Origin of the sequence: Pseudomonas sp. Au-Pse12 (assembly GCF_021341665.1) — a bacterium.
Taxonomy (GTDB): Bacteria; Pseudomonadota; Gammaproteobacteria; order Pseudomonadales; family Pseudomonadaceae; genus Aquipseudomonas.
Genome location: NZ_JAJTTH010000001.1, coordinates 601686 through 627051, shown reverse-complemented (window position 1 = coordinate 627051; position 25366 = coordinate 601686). Strand labels below are relative to the sequence as shown.

At 65.5% G+C, this 25366-nt stretch carries 24 protein-coding genes and 1 pseudogene; 21 read left to right on the top strand and 4 right to left on the bottom strand.

Annotated elements, in window-relative coordinates; all coding sequences use genetic code 11:
* Positions 1–109 precede the first annotated feature (109 nt).
* Together LXM55_RS02780 and LXM55_RS02775 are read right to left on the bottom strand one after the other, a co-directional pair.
* Positions 110–1126 carry an AraC family transcriptional regulator gene (locus LXM55_RS02780; protein WP_233318386.1) on the bottom strand — a complete coding sequence of 339 codons (1017 nt, stop codon included), beginning with the start codon at positions 1124–1126 and terminating at the stop codon, positions 110–112.
* A gap of 208 nt (positions 1127–1334) precedes the next feature.
* On the bottom strand, positions 1335–2636 hold the full coding sequence (locus LXM55_RS02775; RefSeq protein ID WP_233318385.1) for an OprD family porin: 1302 nt from the start codon (positions 2634–2636) through the stop codon (positions 1335–1337).
* A 644-nt stretch (positions 2637–3280) separates the two neighbouring features.
* Between LXM55_RS02775 and LXM55_RS02770 the strand changes: the two genes are divergently transcribed.
* The 18 genes from LXM55_RS02770 to LXM55_RS02685 all read left to right on the top strand — a co-directional run bounded on the left by LXM55_RS02770 (position 3281) and on the right by LXM55_RS02685 (position 22146).
* A complete protein-coding gene (locus LXM55_RS02770) occupies positions 3281–4633 on the top strand; it encodes a UDP-glucose dehydrogenase family protein (protein WP_233318383.1) in 1353 nt (450 codons plus the stop codon).
* Entirely contained in the window at positions 4630–5649 is a 1020-nt protein-coding gene (locus LXM55_RS02765) for an NAD-dependent epimerase (RefSeq protein WP_233318381.1), read from the top strand. The genes LXM55_RS02770 and LXM55_RS02765 overlap by 4 nt, the downstream gene beginning before the upstream one ends.
* Positions 5650–5705: 56 nt before the next feature.
* Positions 5706–6458: a sugar transferase gene (locus tag LXM55_RS02760; RefSeq protein ID WP_233318379.1), complete on the top strand. Its 753-nt coding sequence runs from the start codon at positions 5706–5708 to the stop codon at positions 6456–6458.
* A 1-nt stretch (position 6459) separates the two neighbouring features.
* Positions 6460–7104: a CpsD/CapB family tyrosine-protein kinase gene (locus LXM55_RS02755; protein ID WP_233318377.1), complete on the top strand. Its 645-nt coding sequence runs from the start codon at positions 6460–6462 to the stop codon at positions 7102–7104.
* 22 nt (positions 7105–7126) lie between these two features.
* On the top strand, positions 7127–8146 hold the full coding sequence (locus tag LXM55_RS02750; protein WP_233318375.1) for a polysaccharide biosynthesis/export family protein: 1020 nt from the start codon (positions 7127–7129) through the stop codon (positions 8144–8146).
* Between the two features lie 11 nt (positions 8147–8157).
* Positions 8158–9750 carry a GumC family protein gene (locus LXM55_RS02745; protein WP_233318373.1) on the top strand — a complete coding sequence of 531 codons (1593 nt, stop codon included), beginning with the start codon at positions 8158–8160 and terminating at the stop codon, positions 9748–9750.
* A gap of 11 nt (positions 9751–9761) precedes the next feature.
* The gene (locus tag LXM55_RS02740; protein ID WP_233318371.1) at positions 9762–10862 is read left to right on the top strand and encodes a glycosyltransferase family 4 protein; all 1101 of its coding nucleotides are present in this window, start codon (positions 9762–9764) and stop codon (positions 10860–10862) included.
* The gene (locus tag LXM55_RS02735) at positions 10859–12229 is read left to right on the top strand and encodes an O-antigen ligase family protein (protein WP_233318369.1); all 1371 of its coding nucleotides are present in this window, start codon (positions 10859–10861) and stop codon (positions 12227–12229) included. The genes LXM55_RS02740 and LXM55_RS02735 overlap by 4 nt, the downstream gene beginning before the upstream one ends.
* 85 nt (positions 12230–12314) lie before the next feature.
* Positions 12315–13280 carry a glycosyltransferase gene (locus LXM55_RS02730; RefSeq protein ID WP_233318367.1) on the top strand — a complete coding sequence of 322 codons (966 nt, stop codon included), beginning with the start codon at positions 12315–12317 and terminating at the stop codon, positions 13278–13280.
* Positions 13273–14409 (top strand): glycosyltransferase, encoded by a 1137-nt coding sequence (locus LXM55_RS02725; RefSeq protein ID WP_233318365.1) that lies wholly within the window; start codon positions 13273–13275, stop codon positions 14407–14409. The genes LXM55_RS02730 and LXM55_RS02725 overlap by 8 nt, the downstream gene beginning before the upstream one ends.
* A 1-nt stretch (position 14410) precedes the next feature.
* Complete coding sequence (locus LXM55_RS02720; protein WP_233318364.1) at positions 14411–15409, top strand: polysaccharide deacetylase family protein; 999 nt, start codon at positions 14411–14413, stop codon at positions 15407–15409.
* Positions 15406–16716, top strand: coding sequence for a lipopolysaccharide biosynthesis protein (locus tag LXM55_RS02715; protein WP_233318363.1), 1311 nt, complete (start codon positions 15406–15408; stop codon positions 16714–16716). Before LXM55_RS02720 ends, LXM55_RS02715 begins: the two co-directional genes overlap by 4 nt.
* Positions 16713–18641: a hypothetical protein gene (locus LXM55_RS02710; RefSeq protein ID WP_233318362.1), complete on the top strand. Its 1929-nt coding sequence runs from the start codon at positions 16713–16715 to the stop codon at positions 18639–18641. Before LXM55_RS02715 ends, LXM55_RS02710 begins: the two co-directional genes overlap by 4 nt.
* Complete coding sequence (locus LXM55_RS02705) at positions 18638–19342, top strand: N-acetyltransferase (RefSeq protein ID WP_233318361.1); 705 nt, start codon at positions 18638–18640, stop codon at positions 19340–19342. Before LXM55_RS02710 ends, LXM55_RS02705 begins: the two co-directional genes overlap by 4 nt.
* Positions 19339–20463 (top strand): GNAT family N-acetyltransferase, encoded by a 1125-nt coding sequence (locus LXM55_RS02700; RefSeq protein ID WP_233318360.1) that lies wholly within the window; start codon positions 19339–19341, stop codon positions 20461–20463. Before LXM55_RS02705 ends, LXM55_RS02700 begins: the two co-directional genes overlap by 4 nt.
* Positions 20460–21239 (top strand): carbohydrate deacetylase, encoded by a 780-nt coding sequence (locus LXM55_RS02695; RefSeq protein ID WP_233318359.1) that lies wholly within the window; start codon positions 20460–20462, stop codon positions 21237–21239. The genes LXM55_RS02700 and LXM55_RS02695 overlap by 4 nt, the downstream gene beginning before the upstream one ends.
* Before the next feature lie 156 nt (positions 21240–21395).
* Complete coding sequence (locus LXM55_RS02690; RefSeq protein WP_233318358.1) at positions 21396–21650, top strand: DUF2790 domain-containing protein; 255 nt, start codon at positions 21396–21398, stop codon at positions 21648–21650.
* A gap of 229 nt (positions 21651–21879) precedes the next feature.
* The gene (locus LXM55_RS02685; RefSeq protein WP_233318355.1) at positions 21880–22146 is read left to right on the top strand and encodes a DUF2790 domain-containing protein; all 267 of its coding nucleotides are present in this window, start codon (positions 21880–21882) and stop codon (positions 22144–22146) included.
* A 52-nt stretch (positions 22147–22198) separates the two neighbouring features.
* Here the strand turns inward: LXM55_RS02685 and LXM55_RS02680 are convergent, their stop codons facing one another.
* Positions 22199–22465 carry a DUF1652 domain-containing protein gene (locus LXM55_RS02680; RefSeq protein WP_233318354.1) on the bottom strand — a complete coding sequence of 89 codons (267 nt, stop codon included), beginning with the start codon at positions 22463–22465 and terminating at the stop codon, positions 22199–22201.
* 278 nt (positions 22466–22743) lie between these two features.
* Between LXM55_RS02680 and LXM55_RS02675 the strand changes: the two genes are divergently transcribed.
* A complete protein-coding gene (locus LXM55_RS02675) occupies positions 22744–23049 on the top strand; it encodes an NIPSNAP family protein (protein ID WP_233318353.1) in 306 nt (101 codons plus the stop codon).
* 40 nt (positions 23050–23089) lie between these two features.
* On the opposite strand, the pseudogene ilvA reads toward LXM55_RS02675, so the two are convergent.
* Positions 23090–24064, bottom strand: a pseudogene (gene ilvA / locus LXM55_RS02670) (threonine ammonia-lyase, biosynthetic); the annotation flags it as partial.
* Between the two features lie 338 nt (positions 24065–24402).
* Between ilvA and LXM55_RS02665 the strand changes: the two are divergent.
* Both LXM55_RS02665 and map read left to right on the top strand, forming a co-directional pair.
* Positions 24403–24603, top strand: a complete 201-nt coding sequence (locus LXM55_RS02665; protein ID WP_011061386.1) for a ParD-like family protein — start codon at positions 24403–24405, stop codon at positions 24601–24603.
* A complete protein-coding gene (map, locus tag LXM55_RS02660) occupies positions 24600–25364 on the top strand; it encodes a type I methionyl aminopeptidase (RefSeq protein ID WP_233318351.1) in 765 nt (254 codons plus the stop codon). Before LXM55_RS02665 ends, map begins: the two co-directional genes overlap by 4 nt.
* Positions 25365–25366 lie beyond the last annotated feature (2 nt).

Genomic DNA, 25366 nt, shown 5'->3' with positions numbered 1-25366 from the left:
TGGCGCCAGAGCCCTCGCGGGACAATGGTCAAAGCTATCAAGTTGCGTGACCGGTTTGGCCAAGAGCCGGCCTCTTCGCCAGCAAGCAGGTACCCACGGGGATGCTGGGTTATTGCGGGTCGTTGAGGATCAGGCTGCGGTAATGCCCGGGGTTGGAACCGGACCACTTGCGAAAGGCCTTGTAGAACGAGCTGGTGTCGGCAAACCCCAGGCGCCCGGCAATTTCGGCAAAGCTGATCTGCGGCTCGGCCAGCCAGACAATCGCCAGCTCCTTGCGCACGCCGTCCTTGAGCGCCTGGTAGCTCTGGCCTTCTTCGGCCAGGCGCCGGCGCAGGGTCGAAGCGGACATGCACAGGCTCTGGGCCAGGCTTTCGCTCTCCGGCCACTGCTCGCCGGGCAATTGCCGCAACTGCTGCTTGATGCGGCTGGCCAGGCTTTGCGGGTCGCGGTACTTGACCAGGATGTTGGCCGGGGCATGGGCCAGAAAGCGCTTGAGCTCTTCCTCGCTGCGCTTGATCGGCAGGTCCAGGCAGTCGGCGGCGATGATCATTCGCGTGCGCGGCCGGGCAAAGCGCAGGTTGTCGGAGAACATCACCCGGTAGTCGTCACAGAAATGCGGCTGCGGGCAGCGCAGCTCGATCGCCAGGATCGGAATCCGCCGCCCCGCCAGCCAGCAGGCCACGCCATGGACGATCATCCAGTAGGTGAAGTAGGTGAAGGCCCGGCCCGGCTCGTGCTCATCCTCCAGCAGAACGATTTCCGCCAGACTCTGCTGGCGCACCAGCTGCGCCGGCAGGCGCTCGAACATCAACGAGAGAAAGCCCAGCAGCGAATCCAGCCCGCTGGCCAGGGTCGGCTGGGCCATGGCCGAGCGACAGAGAAAGGCCAGGCTGCCGGATTTCAGCCGGCGTGGGTCCATGCCGAAGAATTCATCGTCCAGGCGCCGGGCCAGCAAGCGCCAGAGCCGCGCATAGGCACCGGCCGGAACCCGCGCCGAGGCCTGCTGCAAGAGCGTTGGATCGATACCGACCTTGTGCAGCACTTCATCGCTGGCGGCGCCCGGGGCGCAGCTTTGCAGCAACGCCTCGCGCACCAGTTGCATGGAGATGGTGTCTTTTTCCGACATCGCGGCCAACGGCTTCCAGAACAGGGAGACAGGACGGCCATCTTAGGCAGTGAACGGGAAAAATCCAGTCGACTTTGGCCCAGTTGCCGCGGCGCAAACCGCTACAGGTCCGCCCGGCCACGCGCCTGTGGCCGCTGCCGCAGGCTGCGTAGGAGTCAAGCAACAACTACGAGTCAAGCAACAAGGGGGCTGGGCGGCCCGGCCGGGGTCAGAGCAACGAGAAGTTGTAGCTGACGATCAACCGCGTCTCGTCCATGTCGCGGGCAATCTTCTGGTAGTTGCTGCGATAGGTGGCGTTGCGCAAGCGCAGGCTGACGTCCTTGAAGGTGCCGCTCTGGACCACGTACTTGAGTTCGCTGTCGCGTTCCCATTCGCGACCTTCACGCAAGCTGCCCGGCACCTTGATGTGGTCACCGCTGACGTAGCGGGTCAGGAAGCTCAGGCCATTGAGGCCGACGGCCTTGAAGTCGTAGTCATAACGCAGTTGCCAGGAGCGCTCCTGGATCGCCGCGAAGTCGTTGACCTGCACGTAGTTCACCAGGTACGGGTTGCTGCCATCCAGGTAGGGCATCGAGTTGTCGCCATACATGCGCTGCCAGCCGGCGCTCACGGTGTGGCCGCTCAGGCTGTAGCCGAGCATGGTACTCAGGGCGCGGTTGTCGATGCCGCCGGCGCGCTCGGCGCCGGTGTCGGCACTCTTGAGCAGGCGCAGGTCACCCTTGAGCACGCCTGGACCCAGGGGCTGGTTGGCCAGCAGGCCGACAAAATGCTGACGGTAGATGTCTTCCAGCTCGGCGTAGTGGTACTGGCCGGTCAGCCGATCGTTGAATTTGTAGTCCAGGCCATAGGTGTCGAAATGATCCGCCGTGGTGTTGCACGCATAGCGCTTGTTCTTGCAGTGCACGCGGATGTCCTGGGCATCGGTGGAATCCCGGGCGGTGTAGCGGTTCAACCGGGCGGCGGTCAGGGTCAGGTCCTTGACCTCCCTGGAGGTCAGCACCGCACCGTTGAACATGGTTGGCAGCAAGCGCCCGTCGTTGTACTTGAGCAGCGGCAGGTCCGGCAGTTGCGCGCCGTACTTGAACACGGTCTGCGAGACCCGGACCTTGGCGGTCAGGCCCAGCTTGGCGTACTGGTCCGCCGAGCCCCGCGGGTCGTGCCCGCTGGACGGCAGCAGGCCGCTGTTACTGCGGTCAGGGCTGGAGTCGAGCTTGATCCCGAGCATGCCCAGGGCATCCAGGCCAAACCCCACGGTGCCTTCGGTGTAGCCCGACTGCAGGTTGAGGATAAAACCCTGAGCCGACTCTTCGCGCCTGGAAGCGCCCTGCTCGGTGCTGGTATGGCCGTCACGAAAATCCCGGTTGAAGTAGATCGTGCGTGATTCGAGCTTGGCGCTGCTGTCCTCGAAAAAGCCCGCAGCATTCGCCAGAGGGGCAAAACCCGCGCATAGCACGGCAGCTCCGAGGCCCAGCAGCGGGCACGGATTGAGTAAAGGGAAAGGGGGACGCATGAACAGGCTCCAGCAGAAAATCAGTGACGCGAGGTAAAGAAAAGACCCAGGTGAAATTCATCCAGCGAATTTTTTGTCGCCAGTTGAATTGATTGAATCAATGAAGACCGGAAATGATGGCAGATGGCCCAGGCGCGCCCAACCCGACTTTAGTCTGACACCGCCGCACACCGATCAGCGACGGCCCGGTGCGCTCCCCTCTGGCAGATTGCTTAAAAAACCGATCAATTTCGCCAATTTTTACCGCGTCCCAAAGCGTCAAAAAACCTGTCCACTCGATCAGTTGCCGCGCTGATATCGACCGTCAGGTAGCAGCTAATGTCAAAAGAACATCAGATTTTAGTCAAAACAACATACCGTTCGTCGGATATTTTGAAAATTTTCGATGAACCAGCAAGTAATTGACGCTTTTCATGATGGTCATCATGAATGATCTTAACTTACTGATTTATAAGATATTTATCTGTATCGAAAATTAAATAAAACAGCGCTGTCATTTATGCAGCACAGCAAAACGTCAATTAAACGACTCTTTGTTATGGTAGTGTCAAAAAAAGAGCGTGATAGCGGCAATGTGCCATACGCCTTTTTCAGAAGGTGGGTATCACCCTCACCCAACACTCATCATGGACGAGGTCGTTCCCTTGGAAGTCAGCGTTTTTGGTACTGGCTATGTTGGCCTGGTGCAAGCAGTTGCCCTGGCCGATGTCGGGCATAACGTGGTCTGTGTCGATATCGACAGCCACAAGATAGCCCAGCTGCAACGTTCTATTCCGCCGATTCACGAGCCGGGTCTGGCGACCCTGATCGAAGAGAATCAAAAGGCCGGCCGCCTGCACTTCACCACCCAGGCCAGTGACGCGGTGGGCCATGGCCAGGTGATTTTCATCGCGGTCGGCACCCCCTCCAACGAAGACGGCTCCGCCGACCTGGACCATGTGCTGGCGGTGGCGCGCAACATTGCCTGCCTGATGTTCAGCGACAAGACCCTGGTGATCAAATCCACGGTCCCGGTGGGCACCGCCGACCTGGTGATCGAGACCGTCTCCGAGCAATTGGCCGACCTGGGCAAATCCGAGCTGCGGGTGCATGTGGTGTCCAACCCGGAATTCCTCAAGGAAGGCTCGGCGGTGGCCGACTGCATGCGCCCGGACCGGATCATCGTCGGTTGCGTCGACGACCTGCCCCGCCAGCAGTTGAGCGAGCTGTACGCCCCGTTCAACCACAACCATGACCGCCTGATGTTCATGGACAACCGCAGCGCCGAGCTGGTCAAGTACGCGGCCAACGCGATGCTCGCCACGCGTATCAGCTTCATGAACGAGATGGCCAACCTGGCGGAACGCCTGGGGGTGGACATCAACGCGGTGCGCAAGGGCATCGGCGCCGACCCGCGCATCGGCTACCACTTCATCTACCCGGGCGCCGGCTTCGGCGGTTCGTGCTTCCCCAAGGACCTGCGGGCGCTGATCCACACCGCCGAAAGCCACGGGCTGGAGCCGCACATGCTCAAGACCGTGCGCGACGTCAACGAACAGCAGCGCCATGTGCTGTTTCGCAAGCTCAAGGCGCACCTGGGCGGCGACCTCCAGGGCAAGGTCATCGCGCTCTGGGGCCTGGCCTTCAAGCCCAACACCGACGACATGCGCGAGGCCACCAGCCGCTACCTGATGCAGTCGCTGTGGGACGCCGGGGCCAAGGTCCAGGCCTATGACCCGGAAGCCATGACCGAATGCCGGCGCCTGTACGGCTACCGCGACGACCTGCACCTGTGCGCCACCCGCGACGACACCCTGCAAGGCGCTGATGCCCTGGTGATCTGCACCGAGTGGAAGGCCTTTCGCGTGGTCGACTTCAAGCTGTTGCGCGAGACCCTCAAGGACCGCCTGGTGGTCGACGGCCGCAACCTCTACAACCCGCAACAGGCAGCGGATGCCGGACTGCACTACCTGAGCATCGGCCTGCCCTACCGTGTACCGGAGGCGCTCAGCGCATGAATATCCTGATCACCGGGGCCGCCGGTTTCATCGGCGCCCATACCGCACTGCGTCTGCTCAAGGATGGGCACCAGGTCACCGGGCTGGATAATTTCAACGACTACTACGACCCCCGGCTCAAGCATGACCGGGTGCGCTGGGTGGAACGGCAAGTGGGGCATTTCCCCTTGCAGCGCCTCGACCTGGCCGACAGCGAGGGCCTGGAACGGCTGTTCGCCGAGATCCGGCCCCAGGTGGTGATCAACCTCGCCGCCCAGGCCGGGGTGCGCTACTCCCTGGAAAACCCCAAGGCCTACCTGGACAGCAACCTCACAGGCTTCCTTAACCTGCTGGAGATGTGCCGGCGCTACCCGGTGCAGCACCTGATCTACGCCTCGTCCAGTTCGGTGTACGGGGCCAACCAGCAGACCCCGTACAAGGTCAGCGACAACGTCGACCACCCGCTGTCGCTGTACGCGGCCAGCAAGAAAGCCAACGAGCTGATGGCCCACAGCTACAGCCACCTGTTCGGCGTACCCGCCACCGGCCTGCGCTTCTTCACCGTCTATGGCCCCTGGGGCCGGCCGGACATGTCGCCGATCCTGTTCGCCGATGCGATCAGCCAGGGCCGGCCGCTGAAGCTGTTCAACTACGGCATGCACCAGCGCGACTTCACCTACATCGACGACATCGTCGAATCCCTGGCGCGTCTCCTGGCCAAGCCGCCGGCGCGCGACCCGCTGTGGGACCGGGAACAGCCGGACCCGTCCACCAGCATGGCGCCCTGGCGCCTGTTCAACATCGGCGGGCAACGCCCGGTGGAACTCAAGGACTACGTGGCGAACCTGGAGAAGCTCCTCGGCCGCCAGGCCCAGGTGGAATACCTGCCTTTGCAGCCCGGCGACGTGCTCAACACCTGCGCGGATGTCAGTGCCCTGGAAAACCTCACCGGTTTCGGCCCCCAGGTGTCCCTGGAGGAAGGCCTGAGGCATTTCGTCCAGTGGTACCTGAGCTACTACCCGGGCGCGGCGTCCTGAGCCGCCACAGCCGAACGTTCCCCCCAACTTTTGCCATGGAAGTATTCCCGGTGGATATGCAAAGACCCCTCTCATCGCCCGTCACCGAGGTGCCCGCTGCGGCGCGCATCGACCGGCGCAACGACCCGTTCCGGCGCAAGGTCCAGGCCGCCATCGACCTGCAGCAGCATGGCTGGATCACCGGCCGCGACGGTGGACGGCCCTGGACCCTGTCGCGCAGCAAGCGCCTGACGTCGGCGCTGCTGGCCTTGGTGCTGCTGGTGCTTCTGTCGCCGGTGCTGCTGGGCGTGGCGCTGCTGATCAAGCTCACCAGCCCGGGCCCGGTGTTCTTCGTCCAGCTGCGCACCGGTTTCCGTGGCCGGCGCTTCGGCATGTACAAGTTCCGCACCATGGTGGTCAACGCCGAGGCCCTGAAGGACTCGGTGCGCCACCTGAACAAGCACGGCCCGGACTCGGTGGACTTCAAGATCGACCGTGACCCGCGGATCACCGGGATCGGCGGCTTCCTGCGGCGCACCAGCCTCGACGAGCTGCCCAACCTGATCAACGTGGTGCTCGGCCAGATGCGCATCGTCGGGCCGCGCCCCACCTCGTTCCATGCCCAGACCTACAAGGAACACCACCTCGGCCGCCTGAGCATCTACCCGGGGATCACCGGCCTGTGGCAGGTCTCCGGGCGCAGCGACGTGGATTTCGACGGCCGGGTAACCCTCGACATGACGTACATCTTCCAGCAGAGCCCCTGGCTCGACCTGAAGATCCTGATCAAAACCCCTTTCAAGGTCCTCAATGGCCACGGAGCAAGTTGAAATGGCGGCAGCAACCTTTGCCAGTCTGAAGATCCAGAGCCCCAGCGAAAGCAACCTGGCGGTGACCGTACTCGACCAGGAACTGCGGGTCATCCTGCTGACCGCGGCCAACCGCAACAGCGGTGTCACCCGCAGCAGCCTGAGCATGGCCAATGAACTGGCGCGCACCAGCCGCGGCCGGGTGCTGCTGGTGGACACCAGCCTCTCGGACAGCAGCCTGACCCGCAGCCTGGCGCTGGACGAACGCCCGGGCTTTCTCGACCTGGCCCTGGCCGAGACCCCACCGTCCCTGGCCTCGTGCATCGAAAACAGCGACGCGCTGAATGTCGACTTCCTGCCCCTGGGCCGCCGCCAGCAATACGCCGAGCGCCTGACCCCGGAACTGCTGCGTGAACGGCTGCGGGTGCTGGCCGAGGAGTATCGCTTCGTGATCATCGACGGCGACCCGGTCTACAGCAGCGGCGACATCCTCACCCTGGCCACCCAGGTGGACGGCGTGGTGCTGGTGGTGCGCAGCGAGGAAACCCGCTGGGAAGTGGCCCAGGCCGCCGCCCAGCGCTTGATCCAGGCCGAGGCGAAGCTGATCGGCAGCGTGTTCAACGCCCGCAAGTACTACATGCCCAAGTGGGTTTATGACCGTCTCTGACCGGCACAAGGACCGTGTATCCATGAACAAGCCAAGACTTTCCCTGCTCAGCCTGTCGCTGCTGCTGGCCCTGGGTGGTTGCGTCAACCGCGAGCCGCAGCAGATGCCGGTGCAGATCCTCAGCGCCCCGGCCGACCAGGCCCAGCTCACCGAGGTCATGCCCATCGAGCAGGTGCTGCGCCCGCAGGACGTGCTGGACGTGATCTTCCATATCGGCACCACCAGCCAGCAGCGCTACCTCGTGCAGCCCGGCGATCAGGTGGACGTGAGCTTCCTCACCGCGCCGGAGCTGGGCGGCAGCAAGCTGGTGCTGCCCGACGGCAGCATCGACATGCCCTATGTGGGCAACATTCAAGTCGCCGGGCTGTCCGCCGAACAGGCGCGCCAGGCCCTGGAAGCGCAGTACGCCAAGGTGCTGAAAAAGCCGCAGATCACCTTCTCGATCTCCCACGCCATGGCCCAGCTGGACAACCTGCGCACCAGCCTGACCAACCCGGCCACCGGCCTGAGCCGCGAGATCGTGGTGGGCTCCGACGGCCGTGCCAGCTTCCCGCTGCTGGGCAGCCTGTCGTTGCAGGGCAAGAGCCTCAGCGAGCTGCAGACCCTGGTCAACCAGCGCTACGCCAAGGAAGTGGGACAGGTGAGCGTCGACGTGCTGCTCAAGACCACCGCGGCCAACGAAGTGTTCGTCATGGGCGAGGTCGGCCAGCCCGGGGCCTACCCGGTCCGCCGGCCGATCTCGGTGCTCGAAGCCCTGACCCTGGCCAAGGGCGCCGGCCCTACCGCGCGCCTGGATTCGGTGGTGATCATGCGGCGCAAGGGCAATCAGGTCGAAGCGCGGGTGTATGACGCCGATGCGGCGCTGGACGGCAAGGCCCTGCAATTCGCCTACCTGCAGCCCGACGACATGCTCTATGTGCCCAAGACCCGCCTGGCCAAGGCCGGGGCGCTGAGCAAGCAGCTGGCGGACGTGATCATGTTCCAGGGTGTCGGGTTCAGCTTCGGCTACCGCGTCGACAACAAAGAAACGAACAACAACTGAGTTCCCTCTTGATGACCAAGATCGAAAACTACCTGCACGAGTTCCTGCTCGTGTTCTTTGTCAATCGGCGCCTGATCAAGCGGGTGTTCCTCGGCTTCGCGGTGATCGCCCTGCTGCTGCCGCTGGTGCTCAAGCAGAGCTTCGAGATCACCGCCGAAGTCATCGTGCAGTCCAAGAAACTGTCGCAGACCGATGCCAACACCGTGCTCGCCCCGGACTCCGACAAGTTCATTCCGCCGTCCCTGGCGGACATGGAGACCGAGAGCAATATCCTGCGTTCGCCGACCCTGATCCGCGACACCATCGACCAGCTGCGCCGCGAAGGTCAGTTCGGCGGCAGCGAAGGCCTGTTGACCCGGCTGATCGTCAAGCCGATCCGCAATGGCCTGATCGACCCGCTGCGCAACCACGTGATCAACCCGGTGCGCGGCTTCTTCGGCCTGGCCGTGGACCCGGTGCGCGACACCAGCCTGGATGCCTTCACCGACCAGGCGGTCAAGGACCTGAAGATCGGCACCCTGCCCGGCTCCAACGTGATCTCCATCGTCTACGCCAGCCCGAATGCCGCCGAGGGCACGCGCTTTGTCGAGCGCCTGCTGGCCAACTACCTGAAGAACCGCCAGGACCTGCAATCCAACGAACTGCCCGAAGCCTTCTACGAACAGAAGAAGGCCCAGTACCAGTCGCGCCTGGATGACCTGGAAGGCAAGCGCCAGGCCCTGCTGGAAGCGGCCCACGCCTCCGACCCCAAGGAGGAGATCACCTTCCGCCTGAACGCCATCAACACCGAGGAGCAATCGCTCAACGGCTACCGCGACCAGGCCCTGGAGAACCAGCGGCGCCTGGACTACCTGCAGAAGAACCTGGCCGCCGCGCGCAAGGCCGGCATCACCGACTACACCTTCCCCTTCGCCTTCGCCAACACCGTGGACAACGTGGCCTACGAAGACCGCGAGATCAAACAGCTGGGCGAACAACTGACCAACCTGGTGAGCCAGTATGGCACCACCGCCGACACCTACCGCGCCGACAGCGTGCCGATGCAGCAGCAGCGCGAGCAGATCGTGCGGGCCCGGGCGCAGTTCCTCAAGGTCGTGGAAAACCGCGTGCGCGAGCGCAGCAGCGACTTGCAGATCACCCAGTCGGTGATTGCCCAGAAGACCGCGCGGATCAACGACTACAAGGCGCGGGTGCGCGACCTGCAAGAAGTGCTGAGCAAACTGCGCCAGCTGGACACCGAAATCGACGCCTTGCACAAGGCCTTCTTCACCTACACCCAGCGCTATGAAGAAAGCCGTGGCGAGCGCCTGATCAGCGGCGAGCTGTCCAACGCGCGGGTGCTCAGCCAGCCTTACGAACCCAGCGAAGCGGCGTTCCCCAAGCCCATGCTGATCATTCCCCTGGGCCTGCTGACCGGCCTGCTGCTGGCGATTGCCCTGGGTTACGTCTACGAGTTCTTCGACCATCGCTTCAAGCACCCGGCCCAGGTCAGCGACCACCTCGGCCTGCCGGTGCTGATGGTGCTCAACGCGCCACAGGAACAGCCGGTCAACCCCTACCCGCGCTGGACCTGGCGCTGGGCCTGGCATTGGGCCAAACAGTGAGTGACCTGAGCATGGCCGCACAGCCGATCGTGCACCTGATCCACAGCGGCGGCTTCTATGGCGCCGAGCGCATGCTGCTGGATCATTGCCTGGTCACGCCGGGGCGCCACCGGGTGGTGTTCATCAACGCCCCCGAGGCGCTGCTGCGACGCTTCGCCGAAGCCGGTGTGCCCAGCCACAACTGCCACTGCCTGCGGCAGTTGCTGGCGCACCTGCGGCAACAGCCCGGGCTGCTCAACGCGCACAATTTCAAGGCCCAGGTGTTTGCCTGGGTCTGTGCCCGGCGCCTGCGCCTGCCGCTGGTCATGACCCAGCATGGGTTCACCCCGCGCAGCCTCAAGCAGCAGCTCTACACCTGGCTCAGCCTGCGCTTGTGCCGCAGCCGCCAGGTGCGCCGGGTGGCGTGCGTGGCCCAAAGCATTGCCCTGCTGCACCTCAAGGCCGGGGTGGCGGAAAACAAGCTGCGGGTGATTCCCAACGGGTTGCCGGAACCGGCCCTGGAGCTGCCGGCCAGCCTGGACGGGCCGCCGCCGTGCGAGCCGCCCGTGCGCCGCAACGAGATGGAGCCGCTGGTGGGCTTCGTCGGCCGCCTGAGCGCGGAAAAAGGCCCGGACCTGTTTCTCGATGCGCTGATCGGCCTGTGCCGGCAGCGCCCGACACTCAAGGCGGTGCTGCTGGGCGACGGCGAGCAGAACCTGGCCCTGCGCCAGCGCATCGACGAGGCCGGGCTGACTTCGCGGATCCTCCTGCCGGGCTATCAGAACGACATGCAGCCCTGGCTCAAGCGCCTGAATGTGCTGGTGCTCAGCTCGCGCACCGAAGGCACGCCGATGATCCTCCTGGAAGCCATGCAGGCCGGAACGCCCGTGGTGGCATTTGCCGTCGGCGGGATTCCCGATGTCTTGCAGCACCGGCACAACGGCCTGTTGGCCAAGCCCCTGGACAGCCGCGACCTGGAGCGCTGCATCAGCCAATTGCTCGATGACCCGATCCTCGCCGAGGCGCTGGCCGGCGCCGCCCGGGTCACCCAGCGCAAGCACTTCCACTTGCCGACCCTGGCGCGCCGTTGGGATGAGCTGTATCGCGTTGCCAGAGAGAGCACCCCAGTATGATCGCCGCTCCATTTCTCGGTTTGCTGCTGGGCCTGGCCGCGCTGTTGCTGCTGGCCAGCCCCTGGCCGTTTCTCGCCCCGCTGGTGGTGGTCGGGCTGTTTGCCCTGGCCCTGCTGTACCGGCGCCCGGGCTGGGGCCTGCTGGGCATCTGCGCCCTGGTGCCGTTCGAAGGCCTGTTCAAGGACAGTGCGTTTTCCGGGGCCAAGCTACTGGGCGCCTCGCTGATCCTGATCATGCTGTTCAAGCTGTTGCTGCGGCAGATCCCCGACACCCGCCTGCGCAGCAACCTGTGGCGGGCGCTGGGGCCGTTCCTGCTGTGCCTGTTGCTGAGCCTGCTGTACAGCGAAAACCTGCTGGTGTCGCTGGACAGCCTGCGGGAGCTGGCGGTGGGCCTGGTGCTGTTTTTTGTCACCCTGCTGATTGCCCGCGAAGTCAACCTGCTGATGCTCTGTCGCCTGCTGGCGGTGAGCGTGGCGATCACCTGCGTGATCGCCCTGGTCTCGGCCAAGTACCAGGTGGGCGGCCGGGCCATCGGCCTGCTGCAGGACGCCAACTACTTCGCCCTGCTGATCGCCATGGCGGTGCCGCCGGCGATTTTCCTCGCCCTGCGTTCGCCCCACTGGCCGGTGCGGCTGTTCTGGGTCGGCATCAGCCTGACCCTGATGGCCGGGATGACCAAGACCGACTCGCGCTCGGGCCTGTTGGTGGTGCTGTTCACCATCGCCATCGGCGTCTGGCACTACCGCGACCGGCTCAAGGGCCTGCGGCCCAAGCACCTGGGGTTCGCCATGTTCGCCGTGGCCATCGTCATTCCCCTGGGGATCGCCGTGCTGCCGGCGCAATACGTGGAGCGGATCCAGTCGCTGAGCATGCTCAAGTCCGGTTCGCACTCGGCGGACACCTCCCTGGGCCGACGCACCTCCTACCTGGTGGTGGGCGGCCAGATGATCCGTCAGAACCCGCTGCTGGGCTCGGGCCTGGGCACCTTCCCGATCCACTACGCGCAGACCGGCTTCGCCAGCAGTTTCTCGGAAAACATGAACGAGCCGGACCTGTTCCGCCGGGCCCACAACACCTACCTGGAGCTGTTCAGCGAGCTGGGCATTCCCGGCGGCCTGAGCTTCGTGGCGCTGATGCTGATGGGCCTGCGCAACTTCGAGCGGGCGCGCCTGGGTTTTCTCGCCCGGGGTCAGCGCGAGCAGGCCGACATTGCCACCCACCTGGGCCTGAGCCTGTTGGCCATGGCGGTGTTCCTGCTGTTTCTCAGCGCGCCGAACCACAAGTACCTGTGGATCTTCCTGGCCCTGTCCAGCGTCCTGCGCCTGCAGGCCGAGGAAGCCCCCGTGCCGCGCCCGGCCCCAAGCTGACAACGCCGCGTGACCGACAGAACAGCAACACCGCGCCCTCACCCGGCGCCCATGACCACCCCGCCATCTGCCTAGGGAGGCAAAGATGCAAAGGATCAGCGTGATCGTGCCCATGTACAACGAGGCACGTCACATCACCCGCACCCTGGACAGCGTGATCCTCGCGGCCAGGGTCGCGGCCGTCGACTACGAGTTGATCGTGGTCGACAACGGCTCCACCGACCAGGGGCCGCAACGCGCCCGAGAGCTGGGCGCGCGGGTACTGCTGTGCCCGGGGATCGGCATCGGGGCCCTGCGCAACCGCGGCGCCGCCGTGGCCACCGGCGATTGCCTGGCGTTTCTCGACGCCGACATCGAGGTGCCCGGCAACTGGCTGCAACTCTGGCAACAGACCCAGGCCGAGCAGCGGGCCGACGTCTTCGCCCTGGACTGCGCCGCGCCGCGCTGCGCGCCCTGGTTCGCCCGGGCCTGGCAACGGCGCAGCCTGGCCGCTGGCCAACAGGTTCGACAGTTGCAGTGGATGCCCAGCCCCAACCTGTGCCTGCCACGGGCCTGGTTCGACCGCGTTGGCGGTTTCGACGAGCGCCTGCGCACCGGCGAAGACAAGGATTTCGGCCTGCGCCTGCATGCCGCCGGCGCCCGGCAGATCAGCCTGTCCCGCCCGCAGGTGCTGCACTGGGGCTTCGAAGGCAGTTGGCGCGAATGGGCCGGCAAGGAACGCTGGCGCCAGGGCAGCCATGTGCAGTTGCTCAAGAGCGGCGGCCTCAACCTGCGTCTGTTGCGCTTTCCCCTGCTGTGCCTGGCCTGCGCCCTGCTCAGCCTGGCGGCGCTGTTGGGGCTGCTCGCCGGCCAGCCCGCCAGCGCCGCCGGCTATCTGCTACTGGGTGCGCTGGCGCCGCTGGCCCTGGCCTTGCGCCAGGGGCTGCGCCAGCGCGACCCGCTGTTTGTCCTGCAACTCTGGCTGCTGCACTGGGTGCGCTTGCACCTGGGGGCCGTGGCCCTGGTGCAGGCCCTGTTCAACCGCTGTGCCGGGAGACCCGACCGTGGCTAAAACACTTTTCTGGCTGTGCCTGCTGTTGCCGTTCTATGCCTGGGTCGGCTACCCGTTGCTGCTGGCCCTGCTCAGCCGGCTGGTCAAGCCGCGAGTGGTGCCCGAAGGCTCGCCGTTGTCGGTCAGCGTAATCATTGCCGCCCACAACGAAGGCCCGCACATCGAGCACAAACTGCGCACCCTGTTGCAGCAGGACTACCCGGCCAGCGACCTGCAGATCATCCTCGCCAGCGACGGCTCCAGCGACGCCACCGTGGCGACCGCGTTGAGCGTGCGCGATTCGCGGATCGTGGTCCTCGACCTGCCCCGGGTGGGCAAGGCCGGCGCGCTGAACGCCGCGGTGGAGCTGGCGCGCAACGACATCCTGGTGTTCACCGACGCCGACAACCAGTGGTCCGACGACACCTTGGGCAAGCTCCTGGCGCCCCTGGCCGACCCTCAGGTTGGCGCCTGCGGCGGGCACATGATCATCCCCAACCCCGGGCACAACCTGAGTCTGGGCGACAGCCTGTACCGCCACTACGAGGCCTGGTTGCGCCAGGCGGAAAACCGCACCGGCTGCATGGTCTCCGCCGACGGCGCGCTGCTGGCCCTGCGTCGCGAGCTGTTCCAGCGCATCCCGGCCGAGGTCAATGACGACTTCTTCATCAGCACCTGCGCCCCGGTGGCGGGCAAGCGGATTGTCTATGTGGAAGACGCCCAGGTGCTCGACCAGGGCGTGGACGAGCCCGGCAAGCAGTACCGCCGGCGCCTGCGGGTCACCGTGGGTGGCCTGCAGAGCCTGGCGCAGCGCCGTGAATTGATGAACCCGCTGCGCCACGGCGCCTACGCCATCGCCCTGATCAGCCACAAGCTGATCCGCCGCCTGGCCCCGGTGCTGTTGCTGCCGCTGCTGCTCAGCAGCCTGCTGCTGTGGAATGCCGGAGCCTTTTACAGCCTGGCGCTGCTGGCCCAGGTGCTGGGTTACGGCGCCGGGGTGATCGGCCTGCTGGACCGCCGCGGGCGCTTGCCCAAGGTGTTTCGCCTGGCCGGTTTCGTGCTGGTGACAATGGCCGGCATGAGCATGGGCCTCTGGCAATTTCTCCGCGGGCAGCGCTATGCCCTGTGGAACCCACAACAGAACCGCTGACATGACCTTCAAACGCAACTTCAAGCGCCTGCTGGGCAGCGCTTACCTGCACAGTGTCGGCCGGGCGCGCCTGAGCGAAGCCGGGGTGGTGCTGATGCTGCACCGGGTGCTGGCCGACGAGCACGCGGCCAGCCGGCCGCACCGGGCGCCACTGTGCGTCGGCCAGGGCCAGTTCGAGCATCTGCTGCGCTGGCTGCGGCGGCATTTTGACTGTGTGCCGCTGCATCAGCTGCTGGAATACCCCGGCAGCGACCGGCCGCGCCTGGCCCTGACCTTCGACGACGGCTGGCGCGACAACGCCGAGGTGGCCTATCCGCTGCTGGAGCGCTACGAGGTGCCGGCGAGCATCTTCCTGTCCACCGACTTCATCGGCAGTTCCCAGGGCTTCTGGTGGGAGTCGATCGGCGAAACCCTCTGGCGCCAGCCCGACAGCACGGCGGCCCGGCCGCTGCTGGAACAACTGCGGGCGCTGCAACTGGCGCCACCGGCGCCGCTGCTGCAGCCCGGCAGCAGCGATGCCCGCAGCCGGCTCCTGGGCGGCTACCTGCAACGCTTGAAGACGCTGCCCGGGCCAACCCTGCAGGCCCTGGCCGACAGCTGCCCCAACGAGCACGGCCCGCACAGCCTGGACTGGGCCCAGGTGCAGCGCCTGGAGCGTTCGGCGCTGGTGCGTTTCGGCCCGCACGGCGCCAGCCACAGCATTCTCACCGGCCTCGACGAAACCTGCCTGAAGGCCGACCTGCAACGTTCCCGGCAGGCCTTGCAGGAGCACTGCCAGGCGCCGCTGGGGGTCTATTGCTACCCCAATGGCGACCACAACCCCGAGGTGCGTGCCGCCGTCGCCGAGCTGGGTTATCGCTACGCCCTGAGCACCCGCCCGGGGCTGATCGAAGCCGGCGGCAACCCGCTGCTGGCCTTGCCGCGCATCGATGTCAGCCACGCCAGCGCCGCGCACCCGGGGCTGCTGGCCTGGCGGCTGCTGCAGGGGGCCCGGGCATGAAGCGTGGCGGCTACCTCTGGCACCTGGCCCTGAGCCTGGGCACACGGCTGGCGATGATCGGCCTGCGGCTGCTGCGCAACGTATTGCTGGCGCGCCTGCTGGGGCCGGCGGACCGCGGCCTGTTCGCCCTGCTCAGCACCCTGCCGGACCTGATTGCCGCCCTCACCAGCGGTGGCTTGAACACCGCCGTCGGCTATGAGGCCGCGCGCCAGCGGCCCATGGGCCTGTTGCTGACCCAGGTGCTGATCTATGGCTGCCTGCTGGCCAGCCTGTTGACCCTGGCCGGGCTGGTCCTGATGAACACCCTGGGCAGCCAGTGGTCGCTGAGCCTGCAACTGGGCGACCTGGCCTGGTTGTTGCTGTTGGCGGTGCCGATCACCGTGCTCAAGAGCGGCCTGCTGACCCTGCACAACGCCGACGGCCGGGTCGAGGCCTTCAATGCCCTGCGCCTGCTGGAATCCCTGGTGCCGCTGCTGTTGTTCGTCGGCCTGTGGTGGGTGTGGCGCGACCAGCCGCTGTCGGCGGCCCTGGTCAGTTGGCTGGGCGGCACCTTGCTGGTGGTGCTGGTGGGCGGGTACTGGCTGCGCCGCTGGCATGACCTGCGCCTGCGCTGGCAGGCCGGGGAACAGGGCCAGCTATTGCGCTACAGCGCCCAGAGCCACCCCGGGGTGCTGTCGCAACAACTGATGCTGCGCTCGGACTACCTGTTCATCGGTGCCCTGCTCGACCCCGCCGCCCTGGGCTGGTACGCCATGGCCAGCGCGGCCGCCGAACTGTTGCTGATCATTCCCGAGGCGGTGACCACGCCGCTGATGAAACGCCTGCTGCAACAGGGCACCGGCATCGAACAACTGACCGCGCTGGCCCTGCGCCTGACCGCCACGGTGATGCTCGCGGCGTGCCTGTGCATGGCGCTGATCGGCCAGTGGCTGATCGTCAGCCTGTTCGGCGCCGCCTACGCCCCGGCCTACGGTGCCTTGCTGGCCCTGCTGCCTGGGCTGTTCGGCCTGTGCTACGCGAGCATCCTGCGCCTGGACCTGCTGGGCAAGCAGCGCCCCGGCGCGCTGTCGCTGCTACTGGCCGGCGGCGCTCTGCTGAACCTGGCCCTCAACGCGCTGCTGATTCCGCCACTGGGCATCGTCGGCGCTGGCCTGGCCTCGTCCATCGCCTACCTGGCGGTGAGCCTGGCCATGCTCGGCCTGTATTGCCACCTCAGCGGTGTGGCCTGGTACCGCACCCTGATCCTGTTACCTGGAGACATCGTCCACATGCGCCAGTTATTGCGCCCTAAGGAAAAGGTCCAATGAAACCCTGTTCCCTGCTCGCCCTGATGCTGATCTCGGCGGCCAGTTCGCTGCACGCGGCGCCCTTGCAATGGGCGGACATCCGCGATGGCAGCCTGTACCTGCAAGCCGCTGCCGACGACACCCTGCAGGTGCGCTGGAGCCCGGCCTGGCAAAGCGACGCCAACCAGGAGCAGCTGTACCTGCTGCGCCCGGACGGCCAGTTGCTGCAACAGCTGGAGATCCGCGCCGACCAGCCCTACGGCCAGCGGGACATCCAGCTGCCGGCGGCCCAGGGCGACTATCGCCTGCAGGTGCCGGGCTACAGCTTTCGCAACTTCAAGGTCAGCCACGACAGCGCCACCCAGGCGCAGTTCGAGCCGGCCAAGGTGCATTTCAGCGCCGACGTGCCGAGCGGCGTGGAGCTGTATTTTCGCGTCGCCGCCGGGGAGCAGGCGGTGCTGGCCGGCAAGTATTACGGCGGCGTCAGCGTGCTCCAGGCCACGCGCCTGAGCGACAACCAGCTGCTGCGCCTGAAGCTGATGGAGCACCCGCAGTACGGCCAGTTCGACCAGATCGCCCTGCCTTCGGCCCCGCAGGACGAAGTCTGGCGCCTGTCCCTGGGCGGCTCGGGCAAGGTGGCGTTCTGGCTCGACGGCACGGCCAACCTGTTTGCCCAGGACCTGCGCCAGTTGCACCCGCTGCAATGGACGCCGGGCCGGGTCGAGCTGAACCTCAAGCCGCAGATGCGTGGCCCCAGCCCGCGCCTGGGGATCGCCCTGCCCTATGCCGAACCGCCGCCGTCGACGTTCGAACTGCTGCGAGCCCTGGGGCCGCGCGCCGCCAACTTCTACAGCTTCGTCGATGTGATCACGCAGGACCCTAAGCGGGAGCTGGGCTTTCGCCGCGTGTACCGCGAAACCTTCAACATCGACCGCGACATCACCTTGCTCGCCGGCACCTTGCGCCGTGCGGTCCTGCAGGCCGACAGCCAGAGTTTCGCCGGGCTCGACGCCTGGCTGGCGGACAGCGTGCACCTGGGCAACCAGGGCCTGCATTACCTGGCATTCGCTGACGAGCCCAACCTCAACTACCCCAGCTACGCGGAATTCGCCACGTACTTCGCGCGCATGCTGGAGCACACCAAGGCCAACCCCGAGGCGCGGGCCGCCGGGGTGCGGATCGCCATGCCGGTGAGTTCGCGGCTGCTCGACGGGCCGTTTCGCGTGGGCGCCGGGCAGCGCCGGGGCATTGATTGGGCGCGCCAGTTGCTGGAGGCCCACGGCGCCGATATCGACGCCCTGGCCTGGCACGAATGGATGGTCCGCGACCTGCTGGCCACCCGCCGATACCGCGCCAGCGTGCGCGCCGCCGCCGATCTGGTGGGCCTGGATGACCAGGGCCGGCCGCGCAAGGCGCTGCTGCTGAGCCAGACCAATATCTCCAGCGGCCCGGACCTCAGCCCCTACCAGCAAGACAGCCACTACGCCGCGCTGTGGTGGATGTCGGTGGTGGCCAACGCGTCCCAGGACGGCCTGCTGGACATGCTCAACTGGTTCCAGGCCGCCGACGAGCCCGAATACCCCAAGGGCATGCTGGCCCAGCAGGATGCCCAGCGCTTCAGCCTGAAACCGGTGGCCGTGGCGCAGCAATTCATCCAGCAGCATTGGCTGGGGCAGGTCCAGGCGCTGGACAACCCGGCCTTCGAAGTGGACGCCCTGGCCTTGCGCGACGGCCCGCGCCACAGCCTGCTGGGCGTGACCAAGACCCCCCGTGCACACACCATCGAACTGAGTGGCGCCGAGCAGATCTGCCAGGCCAACCCGAGCCTTGCGCTGCTGGGCGCCGATGGCCGCAGCCGCCAGGTGGCGGTGCTGTGCAGCGCTGGTCGGGCACAGCTGCACGTGCCCGGTGAAACCCTGTTTGCCTTGACTTGGAAAACCCTATGAGTCGCTTGACCGGCCTGTTGGCCAGAATCCGCCGCAAGGGCCTGCGCGGCAGCCTGCGGGTGCTGCGTGAACGCTTCTTCTACTACCACTGGGAACTGCTGACCCTGGAACGCTCGCTGGCGCTGCCGGTGCCCTGCCCGATCAACCCCAGTCGCTGGCCCCAGGTGCCGATCACCCGTGAACTGCTGCCGGCCTTCGACAAATACTTCAAGGCCCAGGTGCCGGCCATTTGCGGCCTGCTGGACAAGGGCAGCCGCGGCAGCGCGCACCTGGATGAAGACGGCAACGTGATGATGATGGTGTGGATCAGCGAGCGCGATTACTACGACGACCAGTTGTACCGCTGCTGGATGCGCATCCCGCCCGGCTGCCTGTACCAGTTCGCCGGCGAATGCGCGGTGCCGTTTCGCGGCTCGGGGGTGGTGATCCTGGCGCAGAAGATGCTCTGGGACGAATACCGCGAACGCGGCTTCAAGGCCACCCGGGCCCTGGTCAACGTGCGCAACGAGCCGGCCTTGAAAATGCACATGCGCCTGGGTTTCCAGGAGGTCGGTGAATCCCTGCACGTCTATTGCCTGTTGCGCTGCCTGCACTTCCACCGCCGCCAGCCCTACCACCAGACCCGCCTGCACCACTTGCGTCGCGGGCGCCTGGCGCAGCAGCCGAACCGTTCCAACCAGATCGACAAGGAACGCTCGTGAACTTGCGTTGGCAATGGTGCACCAGCCTTGGCACCGAAGATTTTCCCGTGGACGCCTATGAGCAACTGCGTCAGGGCCTCGTACAGGCCACGCCGTTCAACCGCCTGAGCTGGCTGCGCGGCGCCGAACGTGCGCTGGACAACCGGCAACTGCGGGTGCTGCTCGGCTGGCACGGCCAGCGCCTGCTGCTGTGCCTGCCCTTGACCCTGGGGCGCGAGCCCCGCGCCGGCCTCAGCCTGCAGGTGCTGCGCCACCTGGGGCACCCGCTGAGCGATCGGCTGGCGCTGCTGGTGGCGCACGAGGCCCGCAGCGCCATGCCCGCGGCGCTGGCGCACATTCGTCGGCATCTGCCCCACGATCTGCTGCAACTGCATGAACTGGTGAACGCCGCCGACCTGCTCGAACCCTGGCGCCGGGCCTGTTCATACAGCGAACAGTCGCTGACGTGCCGGGTGCCGGAGCACCTGATTGTCGAACTCGACCGCGAGGAAGCCGTCGGCACCTTGCGTTACGAACTGCGCCGGGCCAACAAGCGTTGCGCCGAAATCGACGCCCGGGTGATCCGCGTGGCACCCCCGGCCGACGGCATCGATGCGCTGCTGGAAAGGCTGCGCGAGGTCGAACAGGCCAGCTGGAAAGGCACCGACGGGCTGGGGATCTTTTCCGGGGAGCGGCGTTGGCACTGGATGCGGGACGCCCTGCGCGGCCTGGCCGCCGAAGGCTGCGTGCGGGTGGTGATGCTGGAGCATCAGGGGCGCTGCATCAGCTATCGCCTCGGCTTGCTGGAGCGCGGCCGCCTGTACGACTACAACATCGCTTTTCTCGCGGACTACAAAAACCTCGGCAGTGGCCGCTTGCTGCTGGACGAGTGGATTCGCTGGGGCCTGGACGAGGGTTGGCAGTGGGTCGATGCCTCGCGGGTCAGCCTCAGCCGCTCCAGTCATCAGTTGCATGAGCGCATGAGCGGCGTGATCGAGCAGCAGCGCTGGAGTTTCTACTCCTGGCGTCCCCGGGGCCTGCTGGCGGGCACCGCCGAACGTCTCTGGCAGCGGCTCAAACCGCGCCTCAAGGCCTGGCGCGAACGGCGCCAGGCCAACACCGCACAAGGAACACGGCCATGAAACAGACCCTGACGGTCCCCCGGGCGAATCGGCTCATCGTCAACGCCGACGATTTCGGCCTCGACCCGGACTACAACCAGTTGACCCTGCGCGCCTTCCAGTGCGGGGTGATCAGCTCGGCGACCCTGATGGCCAACATGCCGGCCTTCGAAGATGCCTGTCGCCTGAGCCACGAACACGCCTTGCTGGGGCGCATCGGCCTGCATTTCAACCTCACCCATGGCGCGCCGCTGAGCCCGGCCATTCTCGGCCAGCCGGCGTTCTGCAACGCCCAGGGCCAGTTCGACCTGCACCTTTCGCGTTCGGCCCTGCGCTTGCCGGCCAGCGCCGCGCAGGCGGTGGCGCAGGAGCTGCAGGCGCAGTGGCAACGCTGCCTCGACCAGGGCTTGCGCCCGAGCCACATCGACTCGCACCAGCACGTGCACAACTTATGGCCGGTGGCGGCCATCGTCGCCCGTTTTGCCGCGCAGCAAGGCGTGCCGGTGCGCCTGGCGCGCAATGTCGGGGGCAATATCGGGCCGCTGAAGTGGCTGTTCAAAAGCGCGCTGAACCTGCGTATCCGCTGGTTGTGCGGCGCGGCGGCGAACCGCGTGTGCACGCCGAAGGACTTGCTCGATGGCTTTCGGCCTGCCGGGGTGATTGAAGTGGTAGCCCACCCGACGCAACTGGCCGACGGTGATTTCGGTGACGATTACCTGCCGCCGCAGCAGTCGCTGGAGCGGCTGCTGAAGCAGACGCTGCCCGGGCATCAGCGAATTGCCTACAGCGAGCTGTAAAAAACTTAGCTCCCTATGCAATTTAATGGGCCGTTAATCCGCCGGGATAAAAGTGACGATGACCGCGCTGGCCAAGATAAATCCGAGGCGCTGCGCGGCAAGTTCTGAGCCCTGTATGGCGCGGAACTGACGTTCAGTCTGCATCGGAGATTAGCCATGACCCTGCGTATAGCTTTGCCTGCCGCCCTGCTGTTGAGTGCCCTCAGCGGCTTGGCCCAGGCGGACAACAGCACCGCTGTGCCCTATCACTATGGAATGCCGCTGCATGTGAGCAAAGTGATCTCGATGAGTGAGCCTGCGACCCAGGATTGCAAGGTGATCACGGCCGACATGAAGTTCATCGATAACCTCGGCAAGCCCGAGGAAATCACCTACCGCAAACTGTCGGACGCCTGCGCCAACCAGAACTGACAGCCCCCACGCGCAAGGCCCGTTGCATCGTCCCGCGACGCTGCGGGCCGCCGCGCCGCGCCCTTAGATGAAAGATTTAATTACAAAATCTATCGATACAGCTTTAACGATAGCTTAATCCTAAAAAACAACTCTGCTTCGCGCAGCACTGGCGCGGAACGCTTCTGGCGCCCGGTGCGACAGGTTCAGGGGAAAACTGAACGGTCTTTATCTGTAGCGGAGAACCACCATGAAAACTCGTACCCAGCTGTTCCTTGGCGTCTTGGCCCTGTGCGGGGTCGCCGGGCTGGCCCAGGCTTCGGACGTCAACACCGTGGAAGCGGTGCCGTATCAGTACGGCATGCGCCTGGACATCGCCAAGGTCTTGTCAATGACCGAGCCGCCAACCCGCGACTGCGAAGTGGTGACCGCCAACATGCGCTACATCACCCACTCCGGGGAGCAGGCGGAAATTTCCTATCAGAAACATGCACAAGCCTGCATGTTCCAGAACTGACACCGCGCCAGGGCGTTGCCGAACGCTGTCGCCAAGGGTCTCGCCGGCCGGGCTAATGGGCCCTGCGCCGGTGGACGCTGAGGTCCCTGGGAGGGTTGGCCAGGTCGTAGCGCAACTCGGCGATCAACTCGTTGATTTCCCGGCAGCCGTTGAGCTGCGCGGCATCGATGCCCGTGACCAGCAGGTCGACCCGATCGGTTTGATGATCACCGAAGACCTTGACCGTCATCGACAGATCGGGGCCGAGGGTGCATTGGCAACGCTTGGGCAGAAAGCTGCTTTCAATGATGTTGCGCAGCTCCAGGGCAGACAAGAACATGACAAGGCTCTCCTTATATTCGAGACGGCCAATCGACGGGCAGGCACACTGACCGCCGTGACGGGGCGCTCGCTGATGATCCGGGCCCGGTCCGGGTAGTCCATGCAGACGGAGCCAAGATAAAGACTATGCCGCTTTGCCAAGGCTGCTAAATTCGATTTGGCTCTGAGCCACTGACTTTTTCGCCTGAGCCACTGGCCGCCCGTGCGGACCGCGTCGAAAACGCGCAGCAAGAAAAACCTGATCCTTCCCTCCCCCCTTTAGCCGGAGTGCCACCGTTGATTACCTGCCATGTCAGATACGTGATTGATCCCTACCAATTGGCCGACTTCGAAGCCTATTCCAAAGCCTGGATCGCGGTGGTCAAGCGCTTGGGCGGCACCCACCACGGTTACTTCCTGCCTTCGGAAGGTGCCAGCAACATCGCCTATTGCCTGTTCAGCTTTCCGTCCCTGGCCGATTACGAAGCCTACCGCCAGAGCGCCCTGAGTGACCCGGAAAGCGTGGACCTGGTGGCGTCGGTGGTCGAGAAGAAATTCATCCTCAGCTATGAGCGCAGTTTCCTGCGCCCGCTGCTGTCGTAGGGGCCCGCTTGCCTGCTCCCGCAACCGGGGTCTAGTTGCTCAGGGCGGCGCGTTCGGCGACGTGGCGCAGGCTGTCGAAGTTGATGTTGGCCCCGGAATCGATCGCCACCAGGGTCTGGCCGCTGACCGCGCTTTGCGCCACGTATTCCTTGATCCCCGCCACTGCCAGGGCGCCCGAGGGCTCAGTGATCGAGCGGGTGTCGTCGTAGATGTCCTTGATGGCGGCGCACAGCTGATCGTTGCTGACGCTGATCACCTGGTCCACGTGATGCCGGCAGATCTGGAAACCGTACTCGCCGATCTGCGCCACCGCGACGCCGTCGGCAAAGGTTCCCACCGCAGGCAACACCACCCGCTCCCCCGCCGCCAAGGCCTGCTGCAGGCAATTGGAATGTTCCGACTCAACCCCGACGATGCGGATTTCCGGCCGCAGGTATTTGACGTAGGCGGCGATCCCGGCGATCAGCCCCCCACCGCCGACCGGGACAAAGATCGCATCCAGCGCGCCTTGCTGCTGGCGCAGGATCTCCATGGCCACGGTGCCCTGCCCGGCAATCACATGGGGATCATCGAACGGCGAGACAAAGGTGCTGCCGCTGCTCTGCGCCAGGCTCAAGGCATGGGCCAGGGCAAACGGAAAGCTCTCGCCATGCAGGATGGCCTCGGCGTCGCGGCTGCGCACCCCCAGCACCTTGAGCTCCGGGGTGCTGGCGGGCATCACGATGGTCGCCTTGATCCCCAGTTCCCGCGCAGCCAGGGCCACGCCCTGAGCATGATTGCCGGCGGAGGCGGTGATCACCCCGCGCCGCTTCTGCTCCGGGCCAAGTTGCGCCAGACGGTTGTAGGCCCCGCGGATCTTGAAGGAAAAGGTCGGTTGCAGGTCCTCGCGCTTGAGCAGGATCTGATTGCCCAGCCGCTGCGACAGCGCCGGCGCCGCCTGCAACGGCGTGCAGATCGCCAGGTCATAGACCGGCGCGGCGAGGATCATCTTCACATAGTGTTCCAGCAACGCCATGTCGGCGCGGGGCTGGGGGGTGGCAGAGCGACTGGGGCGACTCATGATGGATCTCCTGGCGGTGTTCGAAGCCCGGGAGACAGAGAGAAAAAACCCGCCTCCAGGGCGGGTTGGGTGCAGTCGTCAGCAAGCCCGCCAATCGGTAATGGCGGTAATAATGCTTGGCTGGGAACGATAGGCAGAAAAAGTCATGGGCTGGAAATTAACCGCGCCAGCCAGTTCCGGTCAACGCTTTTCTCCGCGCTTGAAGCTTGAAGCTTGAAGCTTGAAGCTTGAAGCTTGAAGCTGAATATACGAAACATATATGATTCGTATATTTCCTCAAGGGAGCCCCCGACATGGGCATCGTCAAGATCTCCGATGAACTGCACGAGCAGATCCGCGTGGCCAGCGCCGCCATGGACCGCTCGATCAACGCCCAGGCCGAGTTCTGGATGAAGATCGGCCTGCTGGCCGAACTCAATCCGCACCTGGCCTACAACGACCTGATCAACAAACTGTTGCTGAACAAACCCGACCTGCTCAGGGGCCGTGCATGACTCAAGCGCTGATCAAGACCCCGGAGCAACTGGCGCTGATGCGCGAATCCGGGCGCCTGCTGGCCCAGGTATTCACCTTCCTCGACGGTTTTGTCGCCGCGGGCCTGTCCACCCTGGAACTGGACGCCGCGGTGGAACACATGATCCGCCAGGAGCTCAAGGCGCGCCCCGCCAGCAAGGGCCAGTACAACTACCCCTATTGCATCAACACCTCGATCAACGAAGTGGTGTGCCACGGCATGCCGCATGCCAAGGCCGTGCTCAAGGACGGTGACATCGTCAATATCGACATCACCCTGGAGAAGAACGGCTACATCGCCGACTCCAGCAAGATGTACCTGATCGGCAGCGTCGGGCCCAAGGCCCGGCGCCTGGTGGACACTACGTTCGAGGCCATGTGGGCGGCGATCAAGGTGGTGCGCCCGGGAGCCCGGCTGGGCGATATCGGCCACGCCATCCAGGCCCATGCCGAGGCCAAGGGCTACAGCGTGGTACGCGAGTACTGTGGCCACGGCATCGGCCGGCAGATGCACGAAGAGCCGCAGGTCCTCCACTTCGGCCGCCCCGGCACGGGCCTGGAGCTGCGCGAAGGCATGGTCTTCACCATCGAGCCGATGCTCAACCAGGGCAGCGCCCGGGTGCGCGGGCTCAAGGATGGCTGGACCGTGGTGACCCGCGACAACGGCCTCTCGGCCCAGTGGGAACACACGGTGGCGGTGACCCGCGACGGCTTCGAGGTGCTGACCCTGCAGCCGCAGTGAAG